Origin of the sequence: Pseudomonas sp. TH43 (genome assembly GCF_016650635.1) — a bacterium.
In the GTDB taxonomy this organism is placed as follows: Bacteria; Pseudomonadota; Gammaproteobacteria; order Pseudomonadales; family Pseudomonadaceae; genus Aquipseudomonas.
This window is the reverse complement of sequence record NZ_JAEKFI010000003.1, coordinates 475404-501125: the sequence shown is the minus strand read 5'-3', so window position 1 is coordinate 501125 and position 25722 is coordinate 475404. Positions and strand designations below refer to the sequence as shown.

Below are 25722 nucleotides of genomic sequence, written 5' to 3'. Positions count from 1 at the left end.
GAGTCATGGCAGAAGCAGTCGCCGATAACGTTCCGGCCAAGGCCACCCCGATAGACGGCAAACCGCCGCTGTTCGGCCTGTCCTTCCTGGAAAACCTCTCCGAGATGACCGTGCTGCGTCAGGTGGGCCTGTTGGTCGGCCTGGCCGCGAGCGTGGCGATTGGCTTTGCCGTGGTGCTGTGGTCGCAGCAGCCGGATTATCGTCCGTTGTACGGCAGCCTTGCCGGCATGGACGCCAAGCAGGTCATGGACACCCTGGCCTCAGCCGACATTCCTTACACCGTCGAACCGAATTCCGGCGCCTTGCTGGTCAAAGCCGATGACCTGTCCCGTGCGCGGATGAAACTCGCTGCTGCTGGTGTCACTCCCAGCGACGGCAACATCGGTTTCGAAATCCTCGACAAGGAGCAGGGGCTGGGCACCAGCCAGTTCATGGAAGCGACCAATTACCGTCGCGGCCTCGAAGGTGAATTGGCGCGGACCATTTCCAGCCTGAACAACGTCAAAGGCGCGCGCGTGCACCTGGCGATTCCGAAGAGCTCGGTGTTCGTGCGTGATGAACGCAAGCCAAGCGCTTCGGTGCTGGTCGAGCTGTACTCCGGTCGTTCGCTGGAGCCGGGCCAGGTCATTGCGATCATCAATCTGGTGGCGACTTCCGTTCCCGAGCTGAGCAAATCGCAGATCACCGTCGTCGACCAGAAGGGCAACCTGCTCTCTGATCAGGCGGAAAACTCCGAAATGACCATGGCCGGCAAGCAGTTCGATTACAGCCGCCGCATGGAAAGCATGCTCACTCAGCGCGTGCACAACATCCTGCAACCGGTGTTGGGTAATGACCGCTACAAGGCTGAAGTCTCGGCCGACATCGATTTCAACGCTGTCGAGTCCACTGCCGAGCAGTTCAACCCGGATCAACCGGCGTTGCGCAGCGAACAGTCAGTCAACGAACAACGCACTGCCAGCAATGGCCCGCAAGGTGTGCCGGGTGCTCTGAGCAACCAGCCACCGTCGCCAGCCTCGGCGCCGCAAACCACCGGTGGCGCTGCTGCGCCGGCCAGCATGGTGCAGCCAGGTCAGCCATTGGTTGATGCCAACGGTCAGCAGATCATGGACCCGGCCACAGGCCAGCCGATGCTCGCACCGTACCCGGCAGACAAACGTCAACAATCCACCAAGAACTTCGAGCTCGACCGTTCGATCAGCCACACCAAACAGCAGCAGGGTCGCCTGAATCGCCTGTCGGTGTCGGTGGTTGTCGACGATCAGGTCAAGGTCAATGCGGCCAACGGGGAAATCACCCGCGCGCCATGGAGCGCCGACGAATTGTCGCGCTTCACCCGTCTGGTGCAGGACGCCGTCGGCTTCGATGCCAGCCGTGGCGACAGTGTCAGCGTGATCAACATGCCGTTCTCCGCCGAGCGCGGCGAAGTGATTGCCGATATTCCGTTCTACTCCCAGCCATGGTTCTGGGACATCGTCAAACAAGTGCTGGGTGTGTTGTTCATCCTGGTGCTGGTGTTTGGTGTGCTGCGTCCGGTGTTGAACAACATCACCGGCGGTGGCAAAGGCAAGGAGCTGGCCGGTCTTGGCAGCGACGTGGAACTCGGTGGGATGGGCGGCCTGGACGGCGAGCTTTCCAACGACCGCGTGAGCCTCGGTGGTCCGCAGAGCATTCTGTTGCCGAGCCCAAGCGAGGGTTATGACGCGCAACTGAATGCAATCAAGAGTCTGGTGGCAGAAGACCCGGGTCGCGTGGCCCAGGTCGTGAAAGAGTGGATTAACGCAGATGAGTGATAACCGAGCCGCCGTCGCCAAACTGTCCCGGGTCGATAAAGCCGCGATTTTGCTGCTGTCCCTGGGCTCGACCGATGCTGCGCAAGTGCTGCGCCACATGGGCCCGAAAGAGGTTCAGCGCGTCGGCGTTGCCATGGCGCAAATGGGCAACGTCCATCGCGAGCAGGTCGAGCAGGTCATGAGCGAGTTCGTCGACATCGTCGGCGACCAGACCAGCCTGGGCGTCGGTTCCGACGACTACGTACGCAAAATGCTCACCCAGGCCCTGGGTGAAGACAAGGCCAACGGCCTGATCGACCGCATCCTGCTCGGTGGCAACACCAGTGGCCTCGACAGCCTGAAATGGATGGAGCCGCGTGCCGTTGCTGACGTGATCCGTTACGAACACCCGCAGATTCAGGCGATCGTGGTTGCCTACCTCGACCCGGATCAGGCCGGCGAAGTACTCGGTAACTTCGATCATAAAGTGCGCCTGGACATCATCCTGCGCGTGTCGTCGTTGAACACCGTGCAGCCAGCGGCACTGAAAGAATTGAACCAGATTCTCGAGAAGCAGTTCTCCGGCAACTCGAATGCCTCGCGCACTACCCTGGGTGGTATCAAGCGTGCGGCAGACATCATGAACTTCCTCGACAGCTCGATCGAAGGCCAGCTCATGGACTCGATCCGCGAAGTCGACGAAGACCTGTCCGGTCAGATCGAAGACCTCATGTTCGTGTTCAACAACCTTGCCGATGTCGACGATCGCGGTATTCAGGCGCTGTTGCGCGAAGTGTCTTCCGACGTGCTGGTGCTGGCCCTCAAGGGTTCGGACGAAGGCGTCAAAGAGAAGATCTTCAAGAACATGTCCAAACGTGCCGCCGAACTGTTGCGCGACGACCTCGAGGCCAAAGGCCCGGTGCGCGTCAGCGACGTCGAAACCGCGCAGAAGGAAATCCTCACCATTGCCCGTCGTATGGCCGAAGCCGGCGAGATCGTACTCGGTGGCAAAGGTGGCGAGGAAATGATCTAAGCCCATGGACAAGCACGACGACGATGTGACGGATCTGATCCGTGCCCGCGATGTTCGCGGTTTCGAATCCTGGGCGTTGCCCAGCTTCGATCCGCCGAAACCGGAGCCCGAGCCTGAACCCGAGCCCGAACCGCCGGAAATGGAAGAAGTGCCACTGGACGAAGTCCAGCCACTGACCCTCGAAGAGCTCGAAAGCATCCGTCAGGAGGCTTACAACGAGGGCTTCGCCATCGGCGAAAAAGAAGGTTTTCACAGCGCCACGCTGAAGGTCCGTCAGGAAGCCGAAGTGGCCTTGGCAGCGAAAGTCGCCAGCCTTGAGCAGCTGATGGGTCACCTGTTCGAACCGATCGCCGAGCAAGACACGCAGATTGAAAAGTCGCTGGTCGATCTCGTGCAGCACATCACCAAACAAGTGATCAAACGTGAGCTCGCGATCGATTCGACGCAGATCGAGCAGGTCATGCGTGACGCGCTCAAGCTGTTGCCATTGGGTGTGGAAAACGTGCGCCTGTACGTCAATCCGCAGGATTTCGCTCAGGTCAAAGCCCTGCGTGAACGCCATGAAGAAACCTGGCGCATCGTCGAAGACGACTCGCTGTTGCCCGGTGGTTGCCGTGTAGAAACCGAGCACAGTCGCATCGACGCCAGCATCGAATCGCGTGTCAGTCAGGTCATGGCCAAGCTGTTCGATCAGTTGCATGAACAGGCTTTGCACCCGACGGCGCCGGACCTGAGTCTGGACATTCCTGAGGACGCCAAACCGGCTGTCGACGCTGACGAGCCGCTGGCGGACGCCCCCGATGCGCCTTGAACGCACCAGTTTCGCCAAGCGCCTGAGCACCTATGCCGAGGCCACCGAGATTGCCGGTGCGCCGATTCTTGAAGGTCGCCTGCTGCGCATGGTCGGCCTGACCCTGGAAGCCGAAGGCCTGCGCGCCGCCATGGGCACACGCTGCATGGTGATCAATGACGATAGCTACCACCCGTCTCAGGTGGAAGCGGAAGTCATGGGCTTTTCCGGCAATAAAGTCTTTCTGATGCCGGTCGGCAGCGTCGCCGGTATCGCTCCGGGCGCCCGTGTCGTACCACTGGCCGACACCGGGCGTTTGCCGATGGGTATGAGCATGCTCGGTCGCGTGCTCGATGGTGCCGGTCGTGCGCTGGACGGCAAAGGCGGCATGAAAGCCGAAGACTGGGTACCGATGGATGGCCCGACGATCAACCCGCTCAACCGTGACCCGATCAGCGTACCGCTGGACGTTGGCATTCGTTGCATCAACGGTTTGTTGACGGTCGGTCGCGGCCAGCGTCTGGGTCTGTTCGCCGGTACCGGTGTCGGTAAATCGGTATTGCTGGGCATGATGACCCGCTTCACTGAGGCCGACATTATCGTCGTCGGCCTGATCGGTGAGCGGGGTCGTGAAGTTAAGGAATTCATCGAGCACATCCTCGGTGAAGAAGGCCTCAAGCGTTCGGTGGTGGTTGCCTCGCCGGCGGACGATGCGCCGCTGATGCGTTTGCGCGCGGCGATGTATTGCACGCGCATTGCCGAGTATTTCCGCGACAAGGGCAAGAACGTCCTGTTGCTGATGGATTCGCTGACCCGTTTCGCCCAGGCGCAGCGGGAAATCGCTTTGGCCATCGGCGAGCCGCCCGCGACCAAGGGATATCCGCCGTCGGTGTTCGCCAAACTGCCGAAACTGGTGGAGCGCGCCGGTAATGCCGAGAAGGGCGGGGGTTCGATCACCGCGTTCTATACCGTGCTGTCCGAGGGCGATGACCAGCAGGACCCGATTGCCGACTCGGCGCGGGGCGTGCTCGACGGCCACATCGTGCTGTCGCGGCGTCTGGCCGAGGAAGGGCACTACCCGGCCATCGACATCGAAGCCTCGATCAGTCGGGTGATGCCGGCGGTGGTCTCGGCGGAACACATGCAGCGCGCGCAGTATTTCAAACAGCTGTGGTCGCGCTATCAGCAGAGTCGCGACCTTATCAGCGTCGGCGCGTATGTTGCCGGTGGCGACCGCGAGACCGACCTGGCGATTTCCCTGCAACCGCAATTGGTCAGGTACCAGCGTCAGGGTCTGAACGACAAAATCAACATGGGCGAAAGTCAGTCCTATCTCGCGACCTTGTTCGCCCCGGCGACAGGCGGATAACCGGCCATGGCCGTCAGCCGAGCCGCGCGTCTCGCTCCGGTGGTGGACATGGCCGAACAGGCCGAGAAAACCGCCGTGCAGCGCCTGGGCTATTTTCAAGGACAGGTGAAGGTTGCCGAAAGCAAACTCGCCGACCTGCACGCCTTCCGCCTGGATTACTCGGAGCAATGGATCGTGCGCGGCAGCACTGGCGTCAGTGGGCAGTGGCTGCTCGGTTTCCAGGGCTTTCTGGCGCAACTCGACACGGCTGTTGATCAACAGCGGCAAAGTCTGGTCTGGCACCAGAACAATCTTGATAAGGCGCGAGAGGCCTGGCAACAGGCGTTCGCCAAGGTCGAGGGTTTGCGCAAACTGGTGCAGCGCTATCGCGAAGAGGCGCAACGCCTTGAAGACAAGCGCGAGCAGAAACTACTGGACGAGTTGTCCCAGCGCTTGCCGCGCCACCAGCCTTTTTAAAACAGGTCAAAAGATCGCAGCGTGCCGCAGCTCCTGCAGGGAACCTGGCACGCTGCGATCTGTTGATCTTGTCCTGCGCCTTGCTGCAACCCTGTCCAAGTGCTAAACCTTGTACACGTTCGTCAATGACAAGGAAGCCAGTCAATGTCAGTCGTTACAGAAGTCTCCCCGGATGGGCAAAAGCTGACTATTTCGGTCAGGGGGCGGTTCGATTTCGGTCGCCATCAGGAGTTTCGTGAAGCGTATGAGAAGGTCGATCAAAAGCCGGAATCCATTGTGGTTGACCTGAAAGAGGCCACTTATCTCGACAGCTCCGCGTTGGGCATGCTGCTTCTGCTGCGCGACCACGCCGGCGGCGACAGTTCGGATGTGCGGGTGGTCAACAGCAACTCCGACGTGCGCAAAATCCTCGCCATCTCCAACTTCGACAAACTCTTCGACATCAGTTGATCGCCATGCAGGCGCAGGAGCCGCTGACCATTCTGATCGCCGAAGACAGCGCCGCCGACCGGTTGCTGTTGTCGACCATCGTCCGCCGTCAGGGCCATGAAGTGCTGACGGCGGCTAACGGTGCCGATGCCGTCGAGATCTTCCGCCGGCAACAACCCCAGCTTGTCCTGATGGACGCGATGATGCCGGTGATGGACGGTTTCGAGGCGGCCCGGCAGATCAAGGTGCTGGCCGGCGAAACCCTGGTGCCGATTATCTTCCTGACGTCGCTGACCGAAAGCGAAGCGCTGGCGCGGTGTCTGGAAGCCGGGGGTGACGACTTTCTGGCGAAACCGTACAACCAGGTGATCCTCGCCGCCAAAATCAAGGCGATGGATCGTTTACGACGTCTGCAAGCCACGGTGCTGCAACAGCGCGACCTGATCGCCAAGCATCACGACTACTTGCTTAACGAACAGCGCGTCGCCAAAGCGGTGTTCGACAAGGTGGCGCATTCCGGTTGCCTGAGTGCGCCGAACATCCGTTACCTGCAATCGCCTTACGCGCTGTTCAACGGCGACCTGCTGCTGGCGGCCTACACGCCGGCGGGCGACATGCATGTCATGCTCGGCGACTTCACCGGGCATGGCCTGCCAGCGGCGGTGGGCGCGATGCCGTTGGCCGAAGTCTTTTATGGCATGACCGCCAAGGGTTATGGCCTGGCCGAGACCCTGCGCGAGATGAACGCCAAGCTCAAACGCATCCTGCCGGTCGATATGTTCTGTTGCGCGACCGTGTTGTGCCTGAGCTTTCAGCGGCGTTCGGTGGAAGTGTGGAATGGCGGCATGCCCGACGGTTACCTGCATCGGGTCGCCACGGGTGAGCGCGAGCCTTTGGTGGCGCGCCATTTGCCGCTGGGCGTACTCAGTCCGCAGGCCTTCGACGACCGCACCGAAGTGCATTCGATGGCGGTGGGCGACCGGGTCTTTGTGTTGTCCGATGGGGTCATCGACACCAGCGATGCCAACGATCAACTGTTCGGTGTCGAGCGTTTGCAGCAGGTGTTTGCCGCCAACCGTGAGCCTGATCGGTTGTTCGCGGATATCAACCAGGCTTTGCGGGATTTTCGCGGTGAGGCGCGCGACGATGTGAGCATGGTCGAAGTCGCTATGCTGGACCTCGCACAGGTCAGCCCGACGGCGCCGGTGTATTCCGACAGCGGCCAGTCGTGTCCGCTGGACTGGTCGGTGAGCTTCGAATTTCGCGGCGCCACGCTCAGGCGTTTCAACCCTTTGCCGTACTTGTTGCAGTTGCTGCTGGAGGTGCATGGGTTGCGGGCGCAGAGTGGCGCGTTGCACAGCGTGCTCGCCGAGTTGTACTCCAACGCACTGGAGCATGGCGTGCTCGGACTGGATTCCAGCCTCAAGCGCGATGCCACCGGTTTTGCCCGTTATTACGAGCAGCGCAACGCACGGCTCGATGGTTTACAGGACGGTTATGTGCGTATCCACCTCCAGGTGAAACCCGTGAGCAATGGCGGATGCCTGGTGATCCGCGTCGAAGACAGTGGCAAGGGTTTTGACGTGGAACGGATGATGGAGCGGCCATTGGATGATGTCCGTCTGTCGGGGCGTGGTGTCAGTCTGATCCGGCAATTGGGGCGTAATGCCAGTTGGTCGGACCAAGGTCGTAGTGCTTGCGTGGAGTTTCTCTGGGAGGTTCAGGCATAATTCGCGCAATTCTTGATCAAGGAGTGAGCAAGTGACTGACAAACATGTGGATCGCGAAACGCTAAGCGTACTGCGCGAAGTTATGGAGGAGGGGTATCCGGAGTTGCTGGATACCTTTCTGGCCGATTCCGAAAGTCGCTTGGTTGAGCTGCGCAAGACAGCAGACGCCAAGGTCTTGTCGGAAGTTGCCCATAGCTTCAAGGGCAGCGCCAGCAACATGGGTGCTCTCCGCTTGGCAGAGCTCTGCCAGGAGCTGGAGTCGGACGCCAAAGACAAAAGCCCTGCGCAAATCGCCAAACTGGTCGCCGAGATCAGTAGCGAATTCGCTCAAGTGCGGCCTGATTATGAACATGAGCGCCAGCACGCGCTAACCCAATAAAACTAGCCGTCCGGCGCTTTTCCACGGCGCCGGACAAAACTGGCCCGGCACTTGCAGCTATCTCCCGCAACTGTACCTACGATCCCAGTGCAGCGGAGACCGTTTCATGCCTGCGACCCCCAACATTCTTCTTCAGAACGCCGCTCAGGCCAAGGCTCAAGCCGCCTCTGCCAAAACGCCGGCAATGGCCGCAGACGCCGGGGACAAGGCCTCAAGCTTCGCTCAGGTATTCGCCGATCAGGGCTCGAACAAGCCTGCCGTGACGACTGACGCCCCGATGAAGTCGGCGCGCGACAAGGTCGCCGACACCAGCGGCAAGAAGGACGTCAGCAAGGATCAATCTGCCCCTGCGAAGCCAGCGGTTGCCGATAGCGGCAATGCCTTGCCTGCCGACAAGCCGGTGGCGGCCGACGACAAGACCGCCAGCAGCGACGATGCCACTGATACCACGCAGACTCCGGTGACGGATGCCGCTCCAGTCGACCCGACGCTGGATCCTGCATTGGTTGCCGTCGTCCAACCGGTAGTGACGCCACCCGTCGTGGCGGCTCCGGTGGCCGAAGCGACCACTCCGGCGAAAACCGAAACCCCGGCCGTGGCCGTGTTGCCAGGTGTGGTCAAAGATCCGGCGGCGAGCACCGACAGCGATTTCGACCCTTCGGCCGATCCTCTCGATGCTTTGCCGGCCGTGCGCATGGCGATGGAGCAGGGTGGACACATTTCCGCCGCCAGCCAGGCACAACCGAAAGCGGCGCCTGCGCAAACACAGGCTGACAGCGAATTGACCTCGGCGCAGAACTTTGCCGCCGGCATGGCCAGCATGCTCGACGTGCAGGCCGACAAGGACAGCACTGGTCAGGACGGCGAGAAGGCTTTCAGCGGGTTGATCGATGACGGCCTGAAAGACCTGAAAACCGCCACCAGCGACACCCGTGTCGATGACTTTGCCAACCGCTTGGCGGCACTGACTCAGGCTGCCACGCCGAAGACCGCGAACGCTGTTCCGGTGAATCAGCCGATCGCCATGCATCAAAGCGGCTGGACCGAAGAAGTGGTCAACCGCGTCATGTATCTGTCGAGCGCCAATCTGAAGGCGGCAGACATTCAATTGCAGCCGGCGGAGCTGGGGCGTCTGGATATCCGCGTGAACATGGTCCCGGATCAGCAGACGCAGGTGACGTTCATGAGCGCGCACCCAAGTGTGCGTGAAGCCCTCGATGGGCAGATGCATCGCCTGCGCGATATGTTCACCCAGCAGGGCATGGGTCAGGTCGACGTCAATGTGTCCGACCAGAGCCGTGGCTGGCAAGGACAGGGTCAGGAGCAGCAAGCGCAGCAGGGCCAAAGTGGTCGCACCAGCGCTGCCGGTGGTCGTCTGGATTCGGCGGATGAAGAATTGGCACCCGCTGCTGTTGCTGAAGCTGCCGCCCAGACCACCAGCGTGATCGGCACCAGCGCCGTCGACTATTACGCCTGATCAAATCAAGAGCCCCTCACCCTAGCCCTCTCCCAATGGGAGAGGGGACTGATCGGGGGATGCTCTCGAAGTACGCCGACCTGATACTTCGGCTGTGAATCCATCATCGACTCGGTCTTTCAGGTCGATGTTTGACGTCTGACACCACGGTCGGCTCCCTCTCCCAGGGGGAGAGGGGACTGATCGGGGGATGCTCTCGAAGTACGCCGACCTGATACTTCGGCTGTGAATCCATCATCGACTCGGTCTTTCAGGTCGATGTTTGACGTCTGACACTTCGGTCGGCTCCCTCTCCCAGGGGGAGAGGGGACTGATTGGGGGATGCTCTCGAAGTGCGCCGACCTGATACTTCGGATGTGAATCCATCATCGACTCGGTCTTTCAGGTCGATGTTTGACGTCTGACACCACGGTCGGCTCCCTCTCCCAGGGGGAGAGGGGACTGATCGGGTATGCTCTCGAAGTACGCCGACCTGATACTTCGGCTGTGAATTCATCATCCACTCGGTCTTTCAGGTCGATGTTTGACGTCTGACACCACGGTCGGCTCCCTCTCCCTCCGGGAGAGGGCTGGGGTGAGGGTGGCCTTTGACTTTAGCGTTGTCTCCACCACCTCCGACACTTCTGGCATAACACTTGCTCTTGCCTTGCCGTGCGACTGTGAAAACCCGAATAGTGACGGATTATTGGCATGGCGAAGAGCGAAACAGCAGCAGTGAAAGACCCCGCAACCAAAGGCAAACTCAAGCTGATCATCGTGATCGTGCTGGCGTTGCTGTTGGCCATTGGTGCATCCGTGGGGGCGACCTGGTTCTTCATGCACAGCGCCCAGAGCAAGCCTGCCGAGGCCGCCGATGCTGCGCCGGTCGGCAAGCAGCCAGCGATCTTCGAGCCCATGGCGCCGGCGTTCGTGGCCAACTACAACCAGAACGGCCGTCAGCGCTACATGCAGGTGAGCATCACCATGCTGGGCCGCAATCAAGCCGATCTGGAAGCGCTCAAAGTGCACATGCCGGTGATTCGCAACAACCTGGTAATGCTCTTCTCCGGTCAGGATTTCGCCACGTTGGCGACGCCGGTCGGGCAAGAGATGTTGCGCCAGAAGGCCACAGCGAGCGTCCAGGAAGTGGCGCAGAAAGAGCTGGGCAAAGTGGTGATCGAACAGTTGCTTTTCACTAATTTCGTACTGCAGTAGGAACACGACATGGCCGTGCAGGATCTGCTGTCCCAGGATGAAATCGATGCGCTGTTGCATGGCGTCGACGATGGTCTGGTACAGACCGATAACGCTGCCGAACCCGGCAGTGTCAAAAGCTACGACCTGACCAGCCAGGATCGCATCGTCCGTGGACGCATGCCGACTTTGGAAATGATCAACGAGCGTTTTGCCCGTTACACCCGCATCAGCATGTTCAACATGCTGCGTCGCTCGGCGGACGTTGCCGTCGGTGGCGTACAGGTGATGAAATTCGGCGAATACGTGCACTCGCTGTACGTACCGACCAGCCTCAACCTGGTCAAGATCAAACCGTTGCGCGGCACCGCGCTGTTCATCCTGGACGCCAAACTGGTGTTCAAGCTGGTGGACAACTTCTTCGGCGGCGATGGCCGTCACGCCAAGATCGAAGGGCGTGAATTCACCCCGACCGAACTGCGCGTGGTGCGCATGGTGCTGGAACAGGCCTTCGTCGACTTGAAAGAAGCCTGGCAGGCGATCATGGAAGTCAATTTCGAGTACATCAACTCGGAAGTGAACCCGGCCATGGCCAACATCGTCGGCCCGAGCGAAGCGATCGTGGTCTCCACGTTCCACATCGAACTCGATGGCGGTGGCGGCGATCTGCACGTGACCATGCCGTACTCGATGATCGAGCCGGTGCGCGAAATGCTCGACGCCGGTTTCCAGTCGGACCTCGACGATCAGGACGAGCGCTGGGTCAACGCCCTGCGCCAGGACGTGCTCGATGTCGACGTACCGATTGGTGCCACCGTTGCCCGCCGCCAGTTGAAACTGCGCGACATCCTGCACATGCAGCCGGGCGATGTGATCCCGGTCGAGATGCCGGAAGAGATGATCATGCGCGCCAACGGCGTGCCGGCCTTCAAGGTCAAGATGGGCTCGCACAAAGGCAACCTCGCGTTGCAAGTGATCGAGCCGATCGAGCGTCGCTGAAGCGGCGCCACCCTCCCTTTTTGCATTAACTGAATTGTTGCCCGCCGAGGACACATGATGAACGACGATATGAACGCCCAGGACGACCAGGCACTGGCTGATGAATGGGCTGCTGCCCTGGAAGAAACCGGTGATGGTCAAGCTGACATCGACGCACTGCTGGCGGCCGACGCATCCAGCGGCTCGCGTCTGCCGATGGAAGAGTTCGGCAGCGTGCCGAAGAACAACGATCCGGTGACACTGGACGGTCCGAACCTGGACGTGATCCTCGACATCCCGGTGTCGATCTCGATGGAAGTGGGCAGCACCGACATCAACATCCGCAACCTGCTGCAACTCAATCAGGGTTCGGTGATCGAGCTGGATCGCCTGGCGGGTGAGCCGCTGGACGTGCTGGTCAACGGCACGCTGATCGCGCACGGCGAAGTGGTCGTGGTCAACGAAAAGTTCGGCATCCGCCTGACTGACGTGATCAGCCCAAGCGAACGCATCAAGAAGCTGCGCTGAGTGAAAAGGTTTCTCTGGGCGCTGCTGGCGCTGCCATTGACCGTGCTGGCTGCCGAGCCTGCAGCCACCGTCGCTGCAAGCGTGCCTGCGGCCACCACGCCGATGGTCAACAGCGGCGTGGCCGGTCAGCTGACGCAACTGGTGTTCGGTCTGCTGCTGGTGCTGGGCCTGATCTTCTTCCTCGCCTGGCTGTTGCGCCGCGTGCAGCAGGCAGGCCCGGCGGGCAAGGGCCAGGTGATCGAGTTGATCGGCTCGCGCGCGCTCGGCCCAAGGGATCGCTTGATGCTGGTCCAGGTCGGCAACGAGCAGATTCTGCTCGGCTTGAGCCCCGGTACCATCACCGCGCTGCACGTGCTCAAAGAGCCGGTGCCAGTGCCGAGCACCAGTGAAAAAGCCACGCCGGATTTTGCCCAGCAGTTGCTGAAGATTCTCGGCAAGGATCAGAAGGATACGAAGTAATGGGTGCGCTACGCATCGTCTTGACGCTGGCCCTGTTGCTGGCCGCGCCGCTGGCGTTCGCCGCCGATCCGTTGTCGATCCCGGCAATCACGCTGGGCACCAACGCCGACGGCGCGCAGGAGTATTCGGTCAGTCTGCAGATCCTGCTGATCATGACCGCGCTGAGTTTTATCCCGGCGGCGGTCATCCTGATGACCAGCTTCACGCGGATCATCATCGTCTTCTCGATCCTGCGGCAGGCCCTCGGTCTGCAACAGACGCCGTCGAACCAGATCCTCACCGGCATGGCGCTGTTCCTGACCATGTTCATCATGGCGCCGGTGTTCGATCGCGTGAACAACGATGCGTTGCAGCCGTATCTGGCCGAGAAACTCACGGCTCAGCAAGCGGTGGAAAAAGCTCAGGTGCCGATCAAGGACTTCATGCTCGCGCAGACCCGCACCAGTGATCTGGAGCTGTTCATGCGCCTGTCCAAGCGCACCGACATTGCCACCCCGGATCAGGCGCCGCTGACCATTCTGGTACCCGCGTTCGTCACGTCCGAGCTGAAAACCGCGTTCCAGATCGGCTTCATGATCTTCATTCCGTTCCTGATCATCGACCTCGTCGTGGCCAGTGTGCTGATGGCGATGGGTATGATGATGCTCTCCCCGCTGATCATTTCCCTGCCGTTCAAAATCATGCTGTTTGTGCTGGTCGATGGCTGGGCACTGATCATCGGCACGCTCGCCAGCAGTTTCGGAGGTGTCTCGCCATGACGCCGGAAGTCGCGGTCGACATATTTCGTGAAGCGCTGTGGCTGACTACGTTGATGGTCGCGATTCTGGTGGTGCCGAGCCTGTTGGTCGGTTTGCTGGTGGCGATGTTCCAGGCGGCCACGCAGATCAACGAACAGACTCTGAGCTTCCTGCCGCGTCTGCTGGTGATGCTGGTCACGCTGATCGTCGCCGGTCCGTGGATCGTGCAGACCTTCATGGAGTACATCATTCAGTTGTACAAAAACATTCCGATGGTCATCGGCTAGGCCATGCAATCGCTGCTGCAGTTGACCGACACCCAGATCAGTTCCTGGGTGGCGACGTTCATGTTGCCGCTGTTTCGCGTCGCATCGATGCTGATGGTCATGCCCGTGTTCGGCACAACTCTCATCCCCCGGCGTGTGCGCCTGTATTTCGCCGTGGCGATTACCGTGGTGATTGTTCCGGGGCTGCCGCCGATGCCGGCAGTCAGCCCGCTTGATCTCAGTGGTCTGCTGTTGATCGCCGAGCAGATTCTGGTCGGCGCTGTGCTCGGATTTTCCTTGCAGCTGTTTTTCCAGGCCTTCGCGGTGGCCGGGCAGATTGTCGCTATCCAGATGGGTATGGGCTTCGCCTCAATGGTCGACCCGGCCAACGGTGTGTCGGTGGCGGTGATCGGGCAGTTCTTCACCATGCTGGTTACGTTGTTGTTTCTGGCGATGAATGGCCATCTGGTGGTCTTCGAAGTTCTCACCGAGAGCTTCACCACGTTGCCGGTGGGCAGTGGGTTGATGACCGCGCATTACTGGGAGTTGGCCGGCAAGCTCGGCTGGGTGCTGGGGGCGGCGTTGTTGCTGGTGTTGCCGGCAGTGACGGCGTTGCTGGTGGTCAACATTGCCTTTGGCGTAATGACCCGTGCCGCGCCGCAACTGAATATTTTTTCTATCGGTTTTCCGCTGACCCTGGTGCTCGGCTTGTTCATCGTCTGGGTCGGTCTGGCGGACATTCTCAATCAGTATCAACCGCTGGCCACCGAGGCCCTGCAGTTGCTACGTGAACTGGCACGGGCGCGCTGACTCATGGCTGAGAGCGAAAGCGGTCAGGACAAAACAGAAGACCCCACGGAGAAACGTAAAAAGGATTCCCGTGAGAAGGGCGAGATCGCCCGCTCGAAAGAACTCAACACCCTTGCCGTGATGATGGCCGGCGCCAGCGCACTGTTGATATTCGGCGGGATGCTGGCGGAAGACCTGATGGACCTGATGCGTATGAACTTCACGCTGTCGCGCGAAGTGATCATGAATCAGGGTTCCATGGGCGCGTTTCTGATGCAGTCCGGCAAGCTCGCGCTGGTGGCGATTCAGCCGATCATGATCACCTTGTTGATTGCCGCGCTGGTCGGGCCGATTTCCCTTGGTGGCTGGCTGTTCGCGGCCGGTTCCATGGCGCCCAAGTTCAGCCGGATGAACCCGGCTGCGGGCATCAAGCGGATGTTCTCGTTCAAGTCCGTGGTCGAGTTGCTCAAAGCGCTGGCGAAGTTTTTGATCACCTTGGGTGTGGCATTGGTGGTGCTGTCCGCCGACGTTGACGACTTTTTGCGAATCGCGCATGAGCCGCTGGATCGGGCGATCATTCACAGCGTGACGCTGGTGGGGTGGAGTACCTTGTGGCTGGCTTGCGGGTTGATCATCATCGCGGCGGTCGACGTGCCGGTGCAGCTCTGGGAAGCCCACAAGAAACTGCTGATGACCAAGCAGGAAGTGCGCGACGAGCACAAGGATCAAGAAGGCCGGCCAGAGGTCAAGCAGCGGATTCGCCAGACTCAGCGCGAGATGTCCCAACGGCGGATGATGGCGGCGATTCCGACTGCCGACGTGGTCATTACCAACCCGACTCACTACGCCGTGGCGCTCAAATACGATTCGGAGAAGGGCGGGGCGCCAGTCCTGCTGGCCAAGGGTAGCGACTTCCTGGCTCTGAAAATTCGTGAAATCGCCGTGGCCAACAACGTCATGCTCCTTGAGTCGCCGGGGCTGGCGCGGTCGATCTACTACTCCACCGAACTCGACCAGGAAATCCCTGGCGGCTTGTACCTGGCCGTCGCGCAGGTACTGGCCTACGTCTACCAGATCCGCCAATTCCGCGCGGGCAAGGGCAAGCGCCCGGATCCGCTCAAGGACGACTTGCCGATTCCGCCGGATTTGCGTCGCGACTCCTGATGGGCATCAACATCAAAAGATCGCAGCCTTCGGCAGCTCCTACCTGGTTTGCATTCCACCTGTAGAAGCTGCCGAAGGCTGCGATCTTTTTTTCTGTCCGAATGATAATCCAGCCCCTGCGAGATCCTTGTGGCGAGGGGATTCATCCCCGCTGGGCTGCGCAGCAGCCCCAAAACCTGTGACTTCTATCGTTCGGGAATACCGAGTGTCAGGTTTCACGACTGCTGCGCAGCCGAACGGGATAAATCCCCTCGCCACGGATTTTTGTCTGACTTCTCAGGCGGGCAGCTCGAGATTATCCAGCGCCCGATTCACCGCCAGTTCCCCGAGCATGATCAGTTGCGCAATGCCCAGCAGCGTCCTGCGTTGTGATGCGGGTATGAGGTTGGCGAAGTCATTGGCGATGGTTCTGGCTGAGGCGAGGGTTTCGCAGGCGTTGGCCAACAATTCTTCGTTTTTGAAGTCTGCGGTGACGGCGAACATAGAGCGGGTTTTGCGTTGAATGGGAGCAGACCCGGGCGGGCAGAGGTAGTGATCGAGGGCGCGGTCGGCGGCTTCGTGGAGTTTTTTTGAATCGAGGGATTCGTAGGGGGAGGTGAGGTCGGTTTCGGTTTCGGGTGGGTTGGGTGTTGGTTTGATCATGGTGAAGCTCCTTTGAAGTGGAGCCGCTACAACCTGTCGCTAAACAGGAGGGGTGGCGGCTGTACGCAGGTTAGCGAACCGGACAAAGGCACCCGGCAGACCCGAGGGTCTCCCGCATACAGCCACCATGACGAAATCGCGAAAATACAGATCCGCAACGAAGCCTGGAACGCCGATGCACCTTTGACTTGAGTTCGAGTCGCTAAACCCGATCGCTGATTCGTCAGCGACCGGACCACAATAGAACCCGCCCCCAAAGCGCACAAGCCGGCCGATTCTGGCGTAGCTGTAGGCAATGGCGCAAGGATGTGTAGCCTGCGAGACGTGTCTGGAGGTGTCTTTTAAACAGCAGCGTTTAAAAAGCAAAATCTCGGTTGGAGGTCCTCGTGAAAACGACGGTGTTCTTCTCCGGCTAGGGCGGTGCCGGGATTTTCTGAGGTTTTCGCCGAATTCGCTGGCCTCTTCGCGAGCAAGCTCTGCTCCTACGAGTTCTATGACGTATCCAGGATCTGTAGGAGCAAAGCTTGCTCGCGAAGGCGGCGCTCCGATCAGCAGAAATTCCCCGATCAACCCTCTCTGTTTCATCCGTTGGCAAAAGTTGGAAGGCTTCTTGCAATAGCCGCCGTGCGCCTGTGTCGGGCGTCAAAAGTTTGCTTTAAAGGAACGGGGAAAACCGGTGGATCGCTCTCAGTTAATCAACAACGCTCGCTCGAACATTGCCGACCTCAGTCGAGGCAATCTGGGCGTGCCGTTGTTGCTGCTGGTCATGCTGGCGATGATGATGTTGCCGGTGCCGCCGTTCTTGCTGGACGTGTTCTTCACCTTCAACATCGCCCTGTCGATCGTCGTTTTGCTGGTCTGCGTGTACGCGCTGCGGCCGCTGGATTTCGCGGTGTTCCCGACCATTCTGCTGGTCGCGACGTTGCTGCGGCTGGCCTTGAACGTGGCGTCGACGCGGGTAGTAATGCTCCACGGTCAGGACGGCCACGCCGCCGCCGGTAAGGTGATCCAGGCCTTCGGTGAGGTGGTGATCGGCGGTAACTACGTGGTCGGTATCGTGGTCTTCGCGATCCTGATGATCATCAACTTCGTCGTGGTGACCAAGGGTGCCGGGCGGATTTCCGAGGTGAGCGCACGTTTCACCCTCGATGCGATGCCCGGCAAACAAATGGCGATCGACGCCGACCTCAATGCCGGCCTGATCGACCAGAACCAGGCCAAGGCGCGTCGCTCCGAAGTTGCCCAAGAGGCCGAGTTCTACGGTTCGATGGACGGTGCCAGCAAATTCGTCCGTGGTGATGCGATTGCCGGCCTGCTGATTCTGTTCATCAATCTTATCGGCGGTATGGCCGTCGGTATCTTCCAGCACAACATGAGCTTCGGCGACGCCGGTCGGGTTTACGCCTTGCTGACCATCGGTGACGGTTTAGTGGCGCAATTGCCATCACTGTTGTTATCGACAGCGGCGGCGATCATGGTGACCCGTGCTTCCGGCTCGGAAGACATGGGCAAGCAGATCAATCGCCAGATGTTCGCCTCGCCGAAAGCGCTGGCGGTGGCCGCAGGTCTGATGGCGGTCATGGGCCTAGTGCCGGGCATGCCGCACTTCTCGTTCCTGAGCATGGCTGCGCTGGCCGCCGGTGGCGCTTACCTGTTCTGGAAGAAGCAAAACGCCGTCAAGGTGCAGGCCCTGCAAGAGGTTCAGCGCCAGCAGGAACTGCTGCCATCGCCGGCCCGCGCCATGGAAACCAAAGAGCTTGGCTGGGATGACGTGACGCCGATCGACATGATCGGCCTCGAAGTCGGCTATCGCCTGATCCCGCTGGTGGACCGCAATCAGGGTGGGCAATTGCTCGCGCGGATCAAGGGCGTGCGCAAGAAGCTCTCGCAGGATCTGGGCTTCCTGATGCCAACCGTGCACATCCGCGACAACCTCGATCTGGCGCCGAGCGCTTATCGTCTGACCCTGATGGGCGTGATCCTCGCCGAAGCCGAGATCTACCCGGATCGAGAGCTGGCGATCAACCCGGGCCAGGTCTACGGCACGCTCAACGGTATCAACGCCAAAGATCCGGCTTTCGGCCTCGAAGCGGTGTGGATCGAAATCAGCCAGCGCGCGCAGGCACAGTCGCTGGGTTACACGGTGGTGGATGCCAGCACCGTGGTTGCGACGCACTTAAACCAGATTCTGTACAAGCACTCCAGCGAACTGATCGGCCACGAAGAAGTGCAGCAACTCATGCAATTGCTGGCCAAAAGCTCGCCGAAACTGGCGGAAGAGCTGGTGCCGGGCGTGGTTTCGCTGTCGCAGTTGCTCAAAGTGCTGCAAGCGCTGTTGGCCGAACACGTACCGGTTCGCGACATTCGCAGCATTGCCGAAGCCATCGCCAACAACGCCGCCAAGAGTCAAGATACCGCCGCGTTGGTGGCCGCTGTGCGGGTCGGCGTATCGCGCGCCATCGTCCAAAGCATTGTAGGCACTGAGTCCGAGCTGCCTGTGATCACCTTGGAGCCAAGGTTGGAACAAATATTGCTCAATAGTCTGCAGAAGGCAGGACAAGGCTCGGAAGAGGGTGTTCTGCTGGAGCCAAGCATGGCCGAGAAGCTGCAACGTTCGCTCATCGAAGCGGCGCAGCGTCAGGAAATGCAAGGTCAGCCGGTGATCCTGTTGGTAGCAGGCCCGGTGCGCGCGATGCTCTCGCGCTTTGGCCGCCTCGCAGTCCCTGGACTGCACGTGCTGGCCTACCAGGAAATACCGGACAACAAGCAAGTGACCATCGTTGCGACAGTAGGGCCCAACGGCTGAGGTAGTGGTTTATGCAAGTTAAGCGTTTCTTTGCCGCCGATATGCGTCAGGCCATGAAGCTGGTTCGTGATGAGCTGGGCGCTGATGCCGCCATCATTGGCAATCGCCGCATTGCCGGCGGTGTCGAGTTGACGGCGGCACTGGATTACAAATTGTCGGCGCTGGCGCCACGGGTTCCGAACATGGAACTCGAAGACGAACTGCGCAAGACGCAGTCGCGCATCGTTACCGCCCAGGCCGAGTTGAGCCTGCGCGGCGAAGCCGACGGCAATAGCAATCGCCAGATCTTTGCCGGGTTGCCGTTGACCGCTGGCCTGCCGCTGACCGCTGCCGAACCGTTGAGCGAACCGACCTACGCCGCCCCGGCGCGTCCAGCTCCGGCGCCTGCGCAGTCCTCCGGCGGCGTGGATCCACGTGCACTGGATTCGATGCGTTTTGAATTGAACAGCCTGCGCGAGCTGATGGAAGTTCAGCTCGGCACCCTGGCCTGGAATCAGCTGCAAGGCAGCCGTCCGGCGCAAGCCAATCTGTATCGCCGTCTGCAACGCATCGGTCTGTCCGGGCCGTTGTCGCGCGACTTGCTGTCGATGATTACCGATATCGAAGAACCCCGTCAGGCCTGGCGCATGCTGCTCGCGCACCTGGCGCGGATGATTGCCGTACCGGAAGTCGAGCCGCTGGAAGAGGGCGGTGTGATTGCCATGGTCGGCCCTGCCGGCATGGGCAAGACCACCACGCTGGCCAAGCTCGCGGCACGTTACGTGCTCAAGTACGGCGCGCAGAATGTCGCGCTGGTGAGCATGGACAGCTTCCGCATCGGCGCGCAGGAACAACTCAAGACTCTGGGCCGCATCCTCAATGTGCCGGTAACCCATGTCGATCCGGGCCAGTCGCTGGTGCAAGCGCTGGATCCACTGCTGCGCAAGCGCGTGGTGCTGATCGATACCGCCGGCCTGCAAGCCAGCGATCCGGCCCTGCGCATGCAGCTCGAAAGTCTGGCCGGACGTGGCATCCGTGCAAAAAATTATCTCGTGCTGGCAACCACCAGCCAGAAACAGGTTCTAACCGCCGCTTATCACAGTTACAAGCGTTGCGGGCTCGCCGGGTGCATCCTGACTAAACTGGATGAAACGGCCAGCCTTGGCGAAGTGTTGAGCCTGGCGATCAGTCATGAATTGCCGGTCGCGTACCTGACCGATGGCCCACGGATTCCGGATGATCTGCATCTGCCGCGCCGTCATCAATTGGTCAGCCGCGCCGTCAGCGTGCAAATGCAGGAAGAACCCAGCGAAGAAGCCATGGCTGACATGTTCGCTGATATCTATCACAGCCCGACCAAGCAGGTAGGCTGAGGTATTCATGAACAGTTTTTGTACCTACATCGATGGTCTGCCATGCATTGTTCAGGTTGTGAACGCGCAGCCAGTAATGTGGCCTCCGTCTATGCAAGACAAGGTAAAGAAATAACATGGGCAGCATGCATCCCGTACAGGTGATCGCGGTGACCGGCGGCAAAGGTGGCGTCGGCAAGACTAACGTGTCAGTGAACTTGTCCCTGGCGCTGGCAGAGCTTGGCCGTCGGGTCATGTTGCTGGACGCCGACCTGGGACTGGCGAACGTCGACGTTCTGCTGGGGTTAACCCCTAAACGCACGCTGGCCGACGTCATTGAAGGCCGCTGCGAACTGCGCGACGTCCTGTTGCAGGGGCCTGGCGGGATTCGCATCGTGCCGGCTGCCTCCGGCACCCAGAGCATGGTGCACCTGAGCCCTGCGCAACACGCTGGCCTGATTCAGGCGTTCAGCGACATCGGCGACAATCTCGACGTGCTGGTGATCGACACCGCTGCGGGTATTGGTGACTCGGTAGTCAGTTTCGTCCGCGCCGCCCAGGAAGTGTTGCTGGTGGTGTGCGATGAGCCGACTTCGATCACCGACGCCTACGCGCTGATCAAATTGCTCAACCGCGATTACGGCATGAACCGCTTCCGCGTTCTCGCCAACATGGCGCAGAGCCCGCAAGAAGGTCGCAACCTGTTCGCCAAGTTGACCAAGGTCACGGATCGCTTCCTCGACGTCGCTCTACAATACGTCGGCGCCGTGCCTTACGACGAAAGCGTGCGCAAGGCAGTGCAGAAGCAGCGCGCGGTGTATGAAGCCTTCCCGCGTTCCAAGTGCGCGCTGGCGTTCAAGGCGATTGCGCAAAAGGTCGACACCTGGCCGCTGCCCGCCAACCCGCGCGGCCATCTCGAGTTTTTCGTCGAGCGTCTCGTGCAGCAAACGGCAGGGCCCGTGCTATGACCGCTAGCGGTATGAATTACTACAAAAAGTCGGCACGTGACGCTCAGTACGAGCTGATCGAGCGTTACGCGCCGCTGGTCAAACGCATTGCCTATCACTTGCTGGCACGGTTGCCGGCGAGTGTGCAGGTCGAAGACCTGATCCAGGCCGGGATGATCGGCCTGCTCGAAGTCTCGACCAAATATGACGCCAGCAAAGGCGCCAGTTTCGAAACGTACGCGGGCATTCGAATCCGCGGCGCGATGCTCGACGAAGTGCGCAAAGGGGACTGGGCGCCACGCTCGGTTCACCGCAATACCCGTATGGTCAGTGACGCGATTCGTGCAATTGAAGCTAAAACCGGCCGTGATGCTAAAGATCACGAGGTTGCGGCCGAACTCCAATTGAGTCTCGACGATTACTACGGGATTTTGAATGACACCTTGGGCAGCCGCCTCTTCAGTTTCGACGACCTGTTGCAGGACGGCGAACACGAAGGGCTGCACGAGGATGGCGCGAGTGCTCATCTTGAGCCGTCACGCGATCTGGAAGATGAACGCTTCCAGGCGGCGCTGGCGGACGCGATTGCCAATTTGCCGGAGCGTGAGCGACTGGTGTTGGCGCTGTACTACGACGAAGAGCTGAACCTCAAGGAGATCGGTGAAGTCCTTGGCGTCAGTGAATCGCGGGTCAGCCAGTTACACAGCCAGTGCGCGGCCCGCTTGCGGGGGCGTTTGGGGGAGTGGCGAGCGCGCTGAAGGCAGTGTGGGGACACTGCGAACGAGGCTGGTGCGGTGATGAACGGCACCGGTCTTGCTCTGTTGTGCTCCAGACAGTCTTCGAGTGCTGCGCCGATTGATTGAAGTGGCGCGTCCAGGTGCTGGGCGCGTTTAAGACTGCTTGGAGGTCGAATTGAACAAAGACATGAAAATCCTCATCGTTGATGACTTCTCAACGATGCGGCGGATCATCAAGAACCTGCTGCGGGATCTTGGGTTCACCAATACCGTCGAGGCCGACGATGGCACTACCGCCATTCCGGTGCTCAACAGCGGAAGCATCGACTTTCTGGTAACAGACTGGAACATGCCGGGCATGACCGGTATCGACCTGCTGCGCCACGTGCGTGCCGATGAAAAACTCAAGCATCTGCCCGTACTGATGGTGACCGCTGAAGCCAAGCGCGAGCAGATCATTGAAGCCGCTCAGGCCGGTGTAAACGGCTACGTCGTCAAACCTTTCACGGCTCAGGCGTTGAAAGACAAAATCGAGAAGATTTTCGAACGCATCGGCTGATGAACGCGCGGGGGAGCTATGGAGCATAACGAATCTTCACAGGGCGATTTCGAGTCGACCCTGAAAAAACACGCGGTCGAACTGGTCGAGAGCCTTGAAAAAGGCAGGTTCGGCGACGCTGTGCAACTGATCCATGAGCTCAATCAGACCCGTGACCGCGGCCTGTATCAGGAAGTCGGCAAGCTCACACGTGAACTGCACAGTGCGATCGTCAACTTCCAGATCGATCCGAACATGCCGCAGGCCGAGGAAGTGTCGCAAATCACCGACGCCACCGAACGCCTGGGCTATGTGGTCAAGCTGACAGAGGCCGCGGCCAACCGCACCATGGATCTGGTGGAAAGCGCCACGCCGGTGGTCAACAGTCTGGCTGATGAAGCCCAGACCTTGAGCGCCGATTGGGGTCGCTTCATGCGTCGCGAGGTCGGGGCTGAAGAGTTCCGCGAACTGGCGCGCCGGGTCGACGGTTTTCTGTCGCGCAGCAGCACGGACAACCGTGCGGTGTCGAGCAATCTCAACGACATCCTGCTGGCCCAGGATTACCAGGATCTGACCGGTCAGGTGATCAAGCGTGTGACCCAACTGGTCACCGAAGTCGAAAGCAATTTGCTCAAGCTTGTGCTCATGGCCAGTCAGGTGGACCGCTTTGCGGGCATCGAACATGACCGTGCGGCGATGCTTGCAGAAAAAGATCCACAAAAACATCTCTCGCAGGGTGAAGGTCCGCAGATTCATGCCGATAAACGAGAAGACGTTGTGTCCGGTCAGGACGATGTGGACGATTTGTTATCCAGCCTTGGATTCTAGAGTTTTGGAATTGTAGGTTTTTTGGGTTTTTAGACCTGTAGGAGCACCCCATTAATGAGCTTCGGCGCCGATGAAGAGATCCTTCAGGATTTCCTGGTTGAGGCCGGCGAGATTCTTGAGCAACTGTCAGAGCAACTGGTCGAGCTGGAAAGCCGCCCGGATGACGCAGATCTGCTCAACGCAATTTTTCGCGGTTTCCACACTGTAAAAGGGGGCGCCGGCTTCCTTCAGCTCAATGAGCTGGTGGAGTGCTGTCACATCGCCGAAAACGTGTTCGACATCCTCCGTAAGGGTGAGCGTCGCGTTGATGCAGAACTGATGGACGTTGTCCTCGAAGCACTGGACGCGGTGAACAGCATGTTCAGCGAAGTCCGTGAACGTGCGCCTATCACCGCCGCTACCCCGGAACTGCTGGCCGCCCTGGCGCGTCTGGCCGAACCGCAATCGGCGGACGAAGCCCCGGCATCGCCGGTGGCCGAGATGATCGAAGAGCTGGTCGTCGAAGGCGATTCGGGCGACATCACCGATAACGAATTTGAACAACTGCTGGACTCGCTGAATGCCGTCAAGGCGCAAGCTGAAGCCCCGGCAGCCGCTGCACCTGCGCAGGCTGCCGATGGCGCGGCCAGCGATGAAATCACCGATGCCGAGTTCGAGTCGTTGCTCGATCAGTTGCACGGCAAAGGCCAGTTCGCGGTAGACGCTGTTGCGCCAGCCGCGCCAGCACCTGCGGCACCGGCCAAGGGTGACAGCTCCGACATCACCGACGACGAATTCGAAGCACTGCTCGATCAGCTGCATGGCAAGGGCAACTTTGCCGTTGATGCGCTGGAGTCGGCCATTGCCTCGGCGCCTGCGCCAGCCGCACCGGTTGCAGCGGCGGCCGGCAGCGATCTGATCAGCGATCACGAATTCGAATCGCTGCTCGACGAATTGCACGGCAAAGGCAAGTTCACTGAAGTGGGCACCGCCGCCGTGGGCAGTACCTCTGCCGTGGCGACGCCAGCCGCCAAAGCGCCGGCTGCTGCTGCGCCAAAACCTGCAGCCAAGCCCGAGCCAAAAGCCGAGGCGCCAAAACCGGCTGCCGCGGCGGCACCGGCACCGGCTCCGGCCCGTGCTCCCGCGACTCCGCCACCGGAAAAACCCGCGAGCGAAGCGGAAACCACCGTGCGCGTCGACACTGCACGTCTCGACGAAATCATGAACATGGTCGGCGAGTTGGTGCTGGTGCGTAACCGTCTGGTGCGCCTGGGCCTCAACAGCGGCGATGAAGCCATGCAAAAGGCCGTGTCGAACCTCGACGTGGTCACGGCTGACCTGCAAACCGCAGTGATGAAGACGCGGATGCAGCCGATCAAGAAGGTCTTCGGGCGCTTCCCGCGTCTGGTTCGCGACCTCGCGCGTCAGCTCAAGAAAGAGATCAACCTGGAACTGGTGGGCGAAGAAACCGACCTCGACAAAAACCTTGTCGAGGCCCTGGCCGACCCGCTGGTCCACTTGGTGCGCAACGCCGTCGACCACGGTATCGAGTCGCCGGAAGAACGCGAAGCGTCGGGCAAGGCCCGTGGCGGTCGCGTGGTACTGGCGGCCGAACAGGAAGGCGACCACATCCTGCTGTCGATTTCCGATGACGGCAAAGGCATGGACCCGAACGTCCTGCGCGCTATCGCGGTAAAACGCGGCGTGATGGACAAGGACGCAGCCGATCGCTTGAGCGACACCGAGTGCTACAACCTGATTTTTGCCCCGGGTTTCTCGACCAAGACCGAGATCTCCGACGTGTCCGGCCGTGGTGTCGGCATGGACGTGGTGAAGACCAAGATTTCCCAGCTCAACGGTTCGATCAACATCTACTCGACCAAGGGCCAGGGCTCGAAAATCGTCATCAAGGTGCCGCTGACCCTCGCGATCATGCCAACCCTGATGGTCATGCTCGGCAATCAGGCGTTTGCGTTCCCGTTGGTCAACGTCAACGAAATCTTCCACCTCGACCTGTCGACCACCAACGTCGTCGACGGCCAGGAAGTGGTGATCGTGCGGGACAAGGCGCTGCCATTGTTCTACCTCAAGCGCTGGCTGGTCAGCTCCGCCGCTCACGAAGAGCAGCGTGAAGGCCACGTGGTGATCCTTTCGGTAGGTACTCAGCGGATCGGCTTCGTCGTCGATCAACTGGTCGGCCAGGAAGAAGTGGTCATCAAGCCATTGGGCAAAATGCTCCAGGGGACTCCGGGCATGTCCGGCGCCACCATCACCGGTGACGGCCGCATTGCACTGATTCTCGATGTTCCGAGCATGCTCAAGCGTTACGCCGCACGGCGTATTTGAATCCGGGGCAGCGGGGCGACAACGTTCCGCTGCACCTAA

General features: G+C 60.2%; 25 protein-coding genes. 24 read left to right on the top strand and 1 reads right to left on the bottom strand.

The annotated features are described in order from the left end of the window. Window positions 1-5: 5 nt before the first annotated feature. From fliF to flhB, 17 genes are all read left to right on the top strand, one after another. A complete protein-coding gene (fliF, locus tag JFT81_RS11820) occupies window positions 6-1793 on the top strand; it encodes a flagellar basal-body MS-ring/collar protein FliF (RefSeq protein ID WP_201227445.1) in 1788 nt (595 codons plus the stop codon). Then, window positions 1786-2805 (top strand): flagellar motor switch protein FliG, encoded by a 1020-nt coding sequence (fliG, locus tag JFT81_RS11815; protein WP_007958288.1) that lies wholly within the window; start codon window positions 1786-1788, stop codon window positions 2803-2805. The genes fliF and fliG overlap by 8 nt, the downstream gene beginning before the upstream one ends. 4 nt (window positions 2806-2809) lie before the next feature. Then, a complete protein-coding gene (gene fliH / locus JFT81_RS11810; protein ID WP_201227444.1) occupies window positions 2810-3616 on the top strand; it encodes a flagellar assembly protein FliH in 807 nt (268 codons plus the stop codon). After that, the gene (gene fliI / locus JFT81_RS11805; protein WP_201227443.1) at window positions 3606-4964 is read left to right on the top strand and encodes a flagellar protein export ATPase FliI; all 1359 of its coding nucleotides are present in this window, start codon (window positions 3606-3608) and stop codon (window positions 4962-4964) included. Before fliH ends, fliI begins: the two co-directional genes overlap by 11 nt. Window positions 4965-4970: 6 nt before the next feature. Further along, window positions 4971-5420, top strand: coding sequence for a flagellar export protein FliJ (gene fliJ / locus JFT81_RS11800; protein WP_201227442.1), 450 nt, complete (start codon window positions 4971-4973; stop codon window positions 5418-5420). A gap of 144 nt (window positions 5421-5564) precedes the next feature. Next, window positions 5565-5870 (top strand): STAS domain-containing protein, encoded by a 306-nt coding sequence (locus tag JFT81_RS11795; RefSeq protein ID WP_201227441.1) that lies wholly within the window; start codon window positions 5565-5567, stop codon window positions 5868-5870. A 5-nt stretch (window positions 5871-5875) separates the two neighbouring features. Beyond that, on the top strand, window positions 5876-7579 hold the full coding sequence (locus JFT81_RS11790; protein WP_201227440.1) for a fused response regulator/phosphatase: 1704 nt from the start codon (window positions 5876-5878) through the stop codon (window positions 7577-7579). Window positions 7580-7610: 31 nt separating this feature from the next. Next, window positions 7611-7958, top strand: a complete 348-nt coding sequence (locus JFT81_RS11785; RefSeq protein ID WP_201227439.1) for an Hpt domain-containing protein — start codon at window positions 7611-7613, stop codon at window positions 7956-7958. A gap of 106 nt (window positions 7959-8064) precedes the next feature. Further along, on the top strand, window positions 8065-9435 hold the full coding sequence (locus tag JFT81_RS11780; protein ID WP_201227438.1) for a flagellar hook-length control protein FliK: 1371 nt from the start codon (window positions 8065-8067) through the stop codon (window positions 9433-9435). Window positions 9436-10125: 690 nt separating this feature from the next. Continuing rightward, the gene (gene fliL / locus JFT81_RS11775) at window positions 10126-10629 is read left to right on the top strand and encodes a flagellar basal body-associated protein FliL (RefSeq protein ID WP_201148811.1); all 504 of its coding nucleotides are present in this window, start codon (window positions 10126-10128) and stop codon (window positions 10627-10629) included. A 9-nt stretch (window positions 10630-10638) separates the two neighbouring features. Beyond that, the gene (fliM, locus tag JFT81_RS11770; protein WP_038363850.1) at window positions 10639-11607 is read left to right on the top strand and encodes a flagellar motor switch protein FliM; all 969 of its coding nucleotides are present in this window, start codon (window positions 10639-10641) and stop codon (window positions 11605-11607) included. Between the two features lie 54 nt (window positions 11608-11661). Further along, window positions 11662-12114 carry a flagellar motor switch protein FliN gene (gene fliN, locus JFT81_RS11765; RefSeq protein ID WP_164979413.1) on the top strand — a complete coding sequence of 151 codons (453 nt, stop codon included), beginning with the start codon at window positions 11662-11664 and terminating at the stop codon, window positions 12112-12114. Then, the gene (gene fliO / locus JFT81_RS11760) at window positions 12115-12573 is read left to right on the top strand and encodes a flagellar biosynthetic protein FliO (protein ID WP_201227437.1); all 459 of its coding nucleotides are present in this window, start codon (window positions 12115-12117) and stop codon (window positions 12571-12573) included. It begins immediately after the preceding gene. Beyond that, a complete protein-coding gene (gene fliP, locus JFT81_RS11755) occupies window positions 12573-13331 on the top strand; it encodes a flagellar type III secretion system pore protein FliP (RefSeq protein WP_064121002.1) in 759 nt (252 codons plus the stop codon). The genes fliO and fliP overlap by 1 nt, the downstream gene beginning before the upstream one ends. Further along, window positions 13328-13597, top strand: a complete 270-nt coding sequence (gene fliQ, locus JFT81_RS11750; protein WP_007920026.1) for a flagellar biosynthesis protein FliQ — start codon at window positions 13328-13330, stop codon at window positions 13595-13597. The genes fliP and fliQ overlap by 4 nt, the downstream gene beginning before the upstream one ends. A 3-nt stretch (window positions 13598-13600) precedes the next feature. After that, window positions 13601-14386: a flagellar biosynthetic protein FliR gene (gene fliR / locus JFT81_RS11745; protein ID WP_201227436.1), complete on the top strand. Its 786-nt coding sequence runs from the start codon at window positions 13601-13603 to the stop codon at window positions 14384-14386. Between the two features lie 3 nt (window positions 14387-14389). Next, complete coding sequence (gene flhB, locus JFT81_RS11740; protein ID WP_201227435.1) at window positions 14390-15529, top strand: flagellar biosynthesis protein FlhB; 1140 nt, start codon at window positions 14390-14392, stop codon at window positions 15527-15529. Between the two features lie 276 nt (window positions 15530-15805). On the opposite strand, the gene JFT81_RS11735 is transcribed toward flhB, so the two are convergent. Further along, complete coding sequence (locus JFT81_RS11735) at window positions 15806-16171, bottom strand: DUF6124 family protein (protein WP_201227434.1); 366 nt, start codon at window positions 16169-16171, stop codon at window positions 15806-15808. Window positions 16172-16847: 676 nt separating this feature from the next. Between JFT81_RS11735 and flhA the strand changes: the two genes are divergently transcribed. The 7 genes from flhA to JFT81_RS11700 all read left to right on the top strand — a co-directional run bounded on the left by flhA (window position 16848) and on the right by JFT81_RS11700 (window position 25683). After that, on the top strand, window positions 16848-18977 hold the full coding sequence (gene flhA / locus JFT81_RS11730; RefSeq protein ID WP_201227433.1) for a flagellar biosynthesis protein FlhA: 2130 nt from the start codon (window positions 16848-16850) through the stop codon (window positions 18975-18977). Between the two features lie 11 nt (window positions 18978-18988). Beyond that, entirely contained in the window at window positions 18989-20329 is a 1341-nt protein-coding gene (gene flhF, locus JFT81_RS11725) for a flagellar biosynthesis protein FlhF (RefSeq protein ID WP_201227432.1), read from the top strand. A gap of 116 nt (window positions 20330-20445) precedes the next feature. Then, window positions 20446-21276 (top strand): flagellar synthesis regulator FleN, encoded by an 831-nt coding sequence (fleN, locus tag JFT81_RS11720; RefSeq protein ID WP_003222917.1) that lies wholly within the window; start codon window positions 20446-20448, stop codon window positions 21274-21276. Then, complete coding sequence (fliA, locus tag JFT81_RS11715) at window positions 21273-22013, top strand: RNA polymerase sigma factor FliA (protein ID WP_003222919.1); 741 nt, start codon at window positions 21273-21275, stop codon at window positions 22011-22013. The genes fleN and fliA overlap by 4 nt, the downstream gene beginning before the upstream one ends. 166 nt (window positions 22014-22179) lie before the next feature. Next, window positions 22180-22551: a chemotaxis response regulator CheY gene (locus JFT81_RS11710; RefSeq protein WP_024012118.1), complete on the top strand. Its 372-nt coding sequence runs from the start codon at window positions 22180-22182 to the stop codon at window positions 22549-22551. 18 nt (window positions 22552-22569) lie between these two features. Then, window positions 22570-23358, top strand: a complete 789-nt coding sequence (locus JFT81_RS11705) for a protein phosphatase CheZ (RefSeq protein ID WP_007920000.1) — start codon at window positions 22570-22572, stop codon at window positions 23356-23358. 54 nt (window positions 23359-23412) lie between these two features. Beyond that, entirely contained in the window at window positions 23413-25683 is a 2271-nt protein-coding gene (locus tag JFT81_RS11700) for a chemotaxis protein CheA (RefSeq protein ID WP_201227431.1), read from the top strand. The last annotated feature ends 39 nt before the right edge of the window (window positions 25684-25722 follow it).

Coding starts and splice junctions, on each gene's coding strand:
- fliF (WP_201227445.1), top strand. CDS start 6: ATGGCAGAAGCAGTCGCCGATAACGTTCCGGCCAAGGCCACCCCGATA.
- fliG (WP_007958288.1), top strand. CDS start 1,786: ATGAGTGATAACCGAGCCGCCGTCGCCAAACTGTCCCGGGTCGATAAA.
- fliH (WP_201227444.1), top strand. CDS start 2,810: ATGGACAAGCACGACGACGATGTGACGGATCTGATCCGTGCCCGCGAT.
- fliI (WP_201227443.1), top strand. CDS start 3,606: ATGCGCCTTGAACGCACCAGTTTCGCCAAGCGCCTGAGCACCTATGCC.
- fliJ (WP_201227442.1), top strand. CDS start 4,971: ATGGCCGTCAGCCGAGCCGCGCGTCTCGCTCCGGTGGTGGACATGGCC.
- JFT81_RS11795 (WP_201227441.1), top strand. CDS start 5,565: ATGTCAGTCGTTACAGAAGTCTCCCCGGATGGGCAAAAGCTGACTATT.
- JFT81_RS11790 (WP_201227440.1), top strand. CDS start 5,876: ATGCAGGCGCAGGAGCCGCTGACCATTCTGATCGCCGAAGACAGCGCC.
- JFT81_RS11780 (WP_201227438.1), top strand. CDS start 8,065: ATGCCTGCGACCCCCAACATTCTTCTTCAGAACGCCGCTCAGGCCAAG.
- fliL (WP_201148811.1), top strand. CDS start 10,126: ATGGCGAAGAGCGAAACAGCAGCAGTGAAAGACCCCGCAACCAAAGGC.
- fliM (WP_038363850.1), top strand. CDS start 10,639: ATGGCCGTGCAGGATCTGCTGTCCCAGGATGAAATCGATGCGCTGTTG.
- fliN (WP_164979413.1), top strand. CDS start 11,662: ATGATGAACGACGATATGAACGCCCAGGACGACCAGGCACTGGCTGAT.
- fliP (WP_064121002.1), top strand. CDS start 12,573: ATGGGTGCGCTACGCATCGTCTTGACGCTGGCCCTGTTGCTGGCCGCG.
- fliQ (WP_007920026.1), top strand. CDS start 13,328: ATGACGCCGGAAGTCGCGGTCGACATATTTCGTGAAGCGCTGTGGCTG.
- fliR (WP_201227436.1), top strand. CDS start 13,601: ATGCAATCGCTGCTGCAGTTGACCGACACCCAGATCAGTTCCTGGGTG.
- flhB (WP_201227435.1), top strand. CDS start 14,390: ATGGCTGAGAGCGAAAGCGGTCAGGACAAAACAGAAGACCCCACGGAG.
- JFT81_RS11735 (WP_201227434.1), bottom strand. CDS start 16,171: ATGATCAAACCAACACCCAACCCACCCGAAACCGAAACCGACCTCACC.
- flhF (WP_201227432.1), top strand. CDS start 18,989: ATGCAAGTTAAGCGTTTCTTTGCCGCCGATATGCGTCAGGCCATGAAG.
- fleN (WP_003222917.1), top strand. CDS start 20,446: ATGGGCAGCATGCATCCCGTACAGGTGATCGCGGTGACCGGCGGCAAA.
- fliA (WP_003222919.1), top strand. CDS start 21,273: ATGACCGCTAGCGGTATGAATTACTACAAAAAGTCGGCACGTGACGCT.
- JFT81_RS11710 (WP_024012118.1), top strand. CDS start 22,180: ATGAAAATCCTCATCGTTGATGACTTCTCAACGATGCGGCGGATCATC.
- JFT81_RS11705 (WP_007920000.1), top strand. CDS start 22,570: ATGGAGCATAACGAATCTTCACAGGGCGATTTCGAGTCGACCCTGAAA.
- JFT81_RS11700 (WP_201227431.1), top strand. CDS start 23,413: ATGAGCTTCGGCGCCGATGAAGAGATCCTTCAGGATTTCCTGGTTGAG.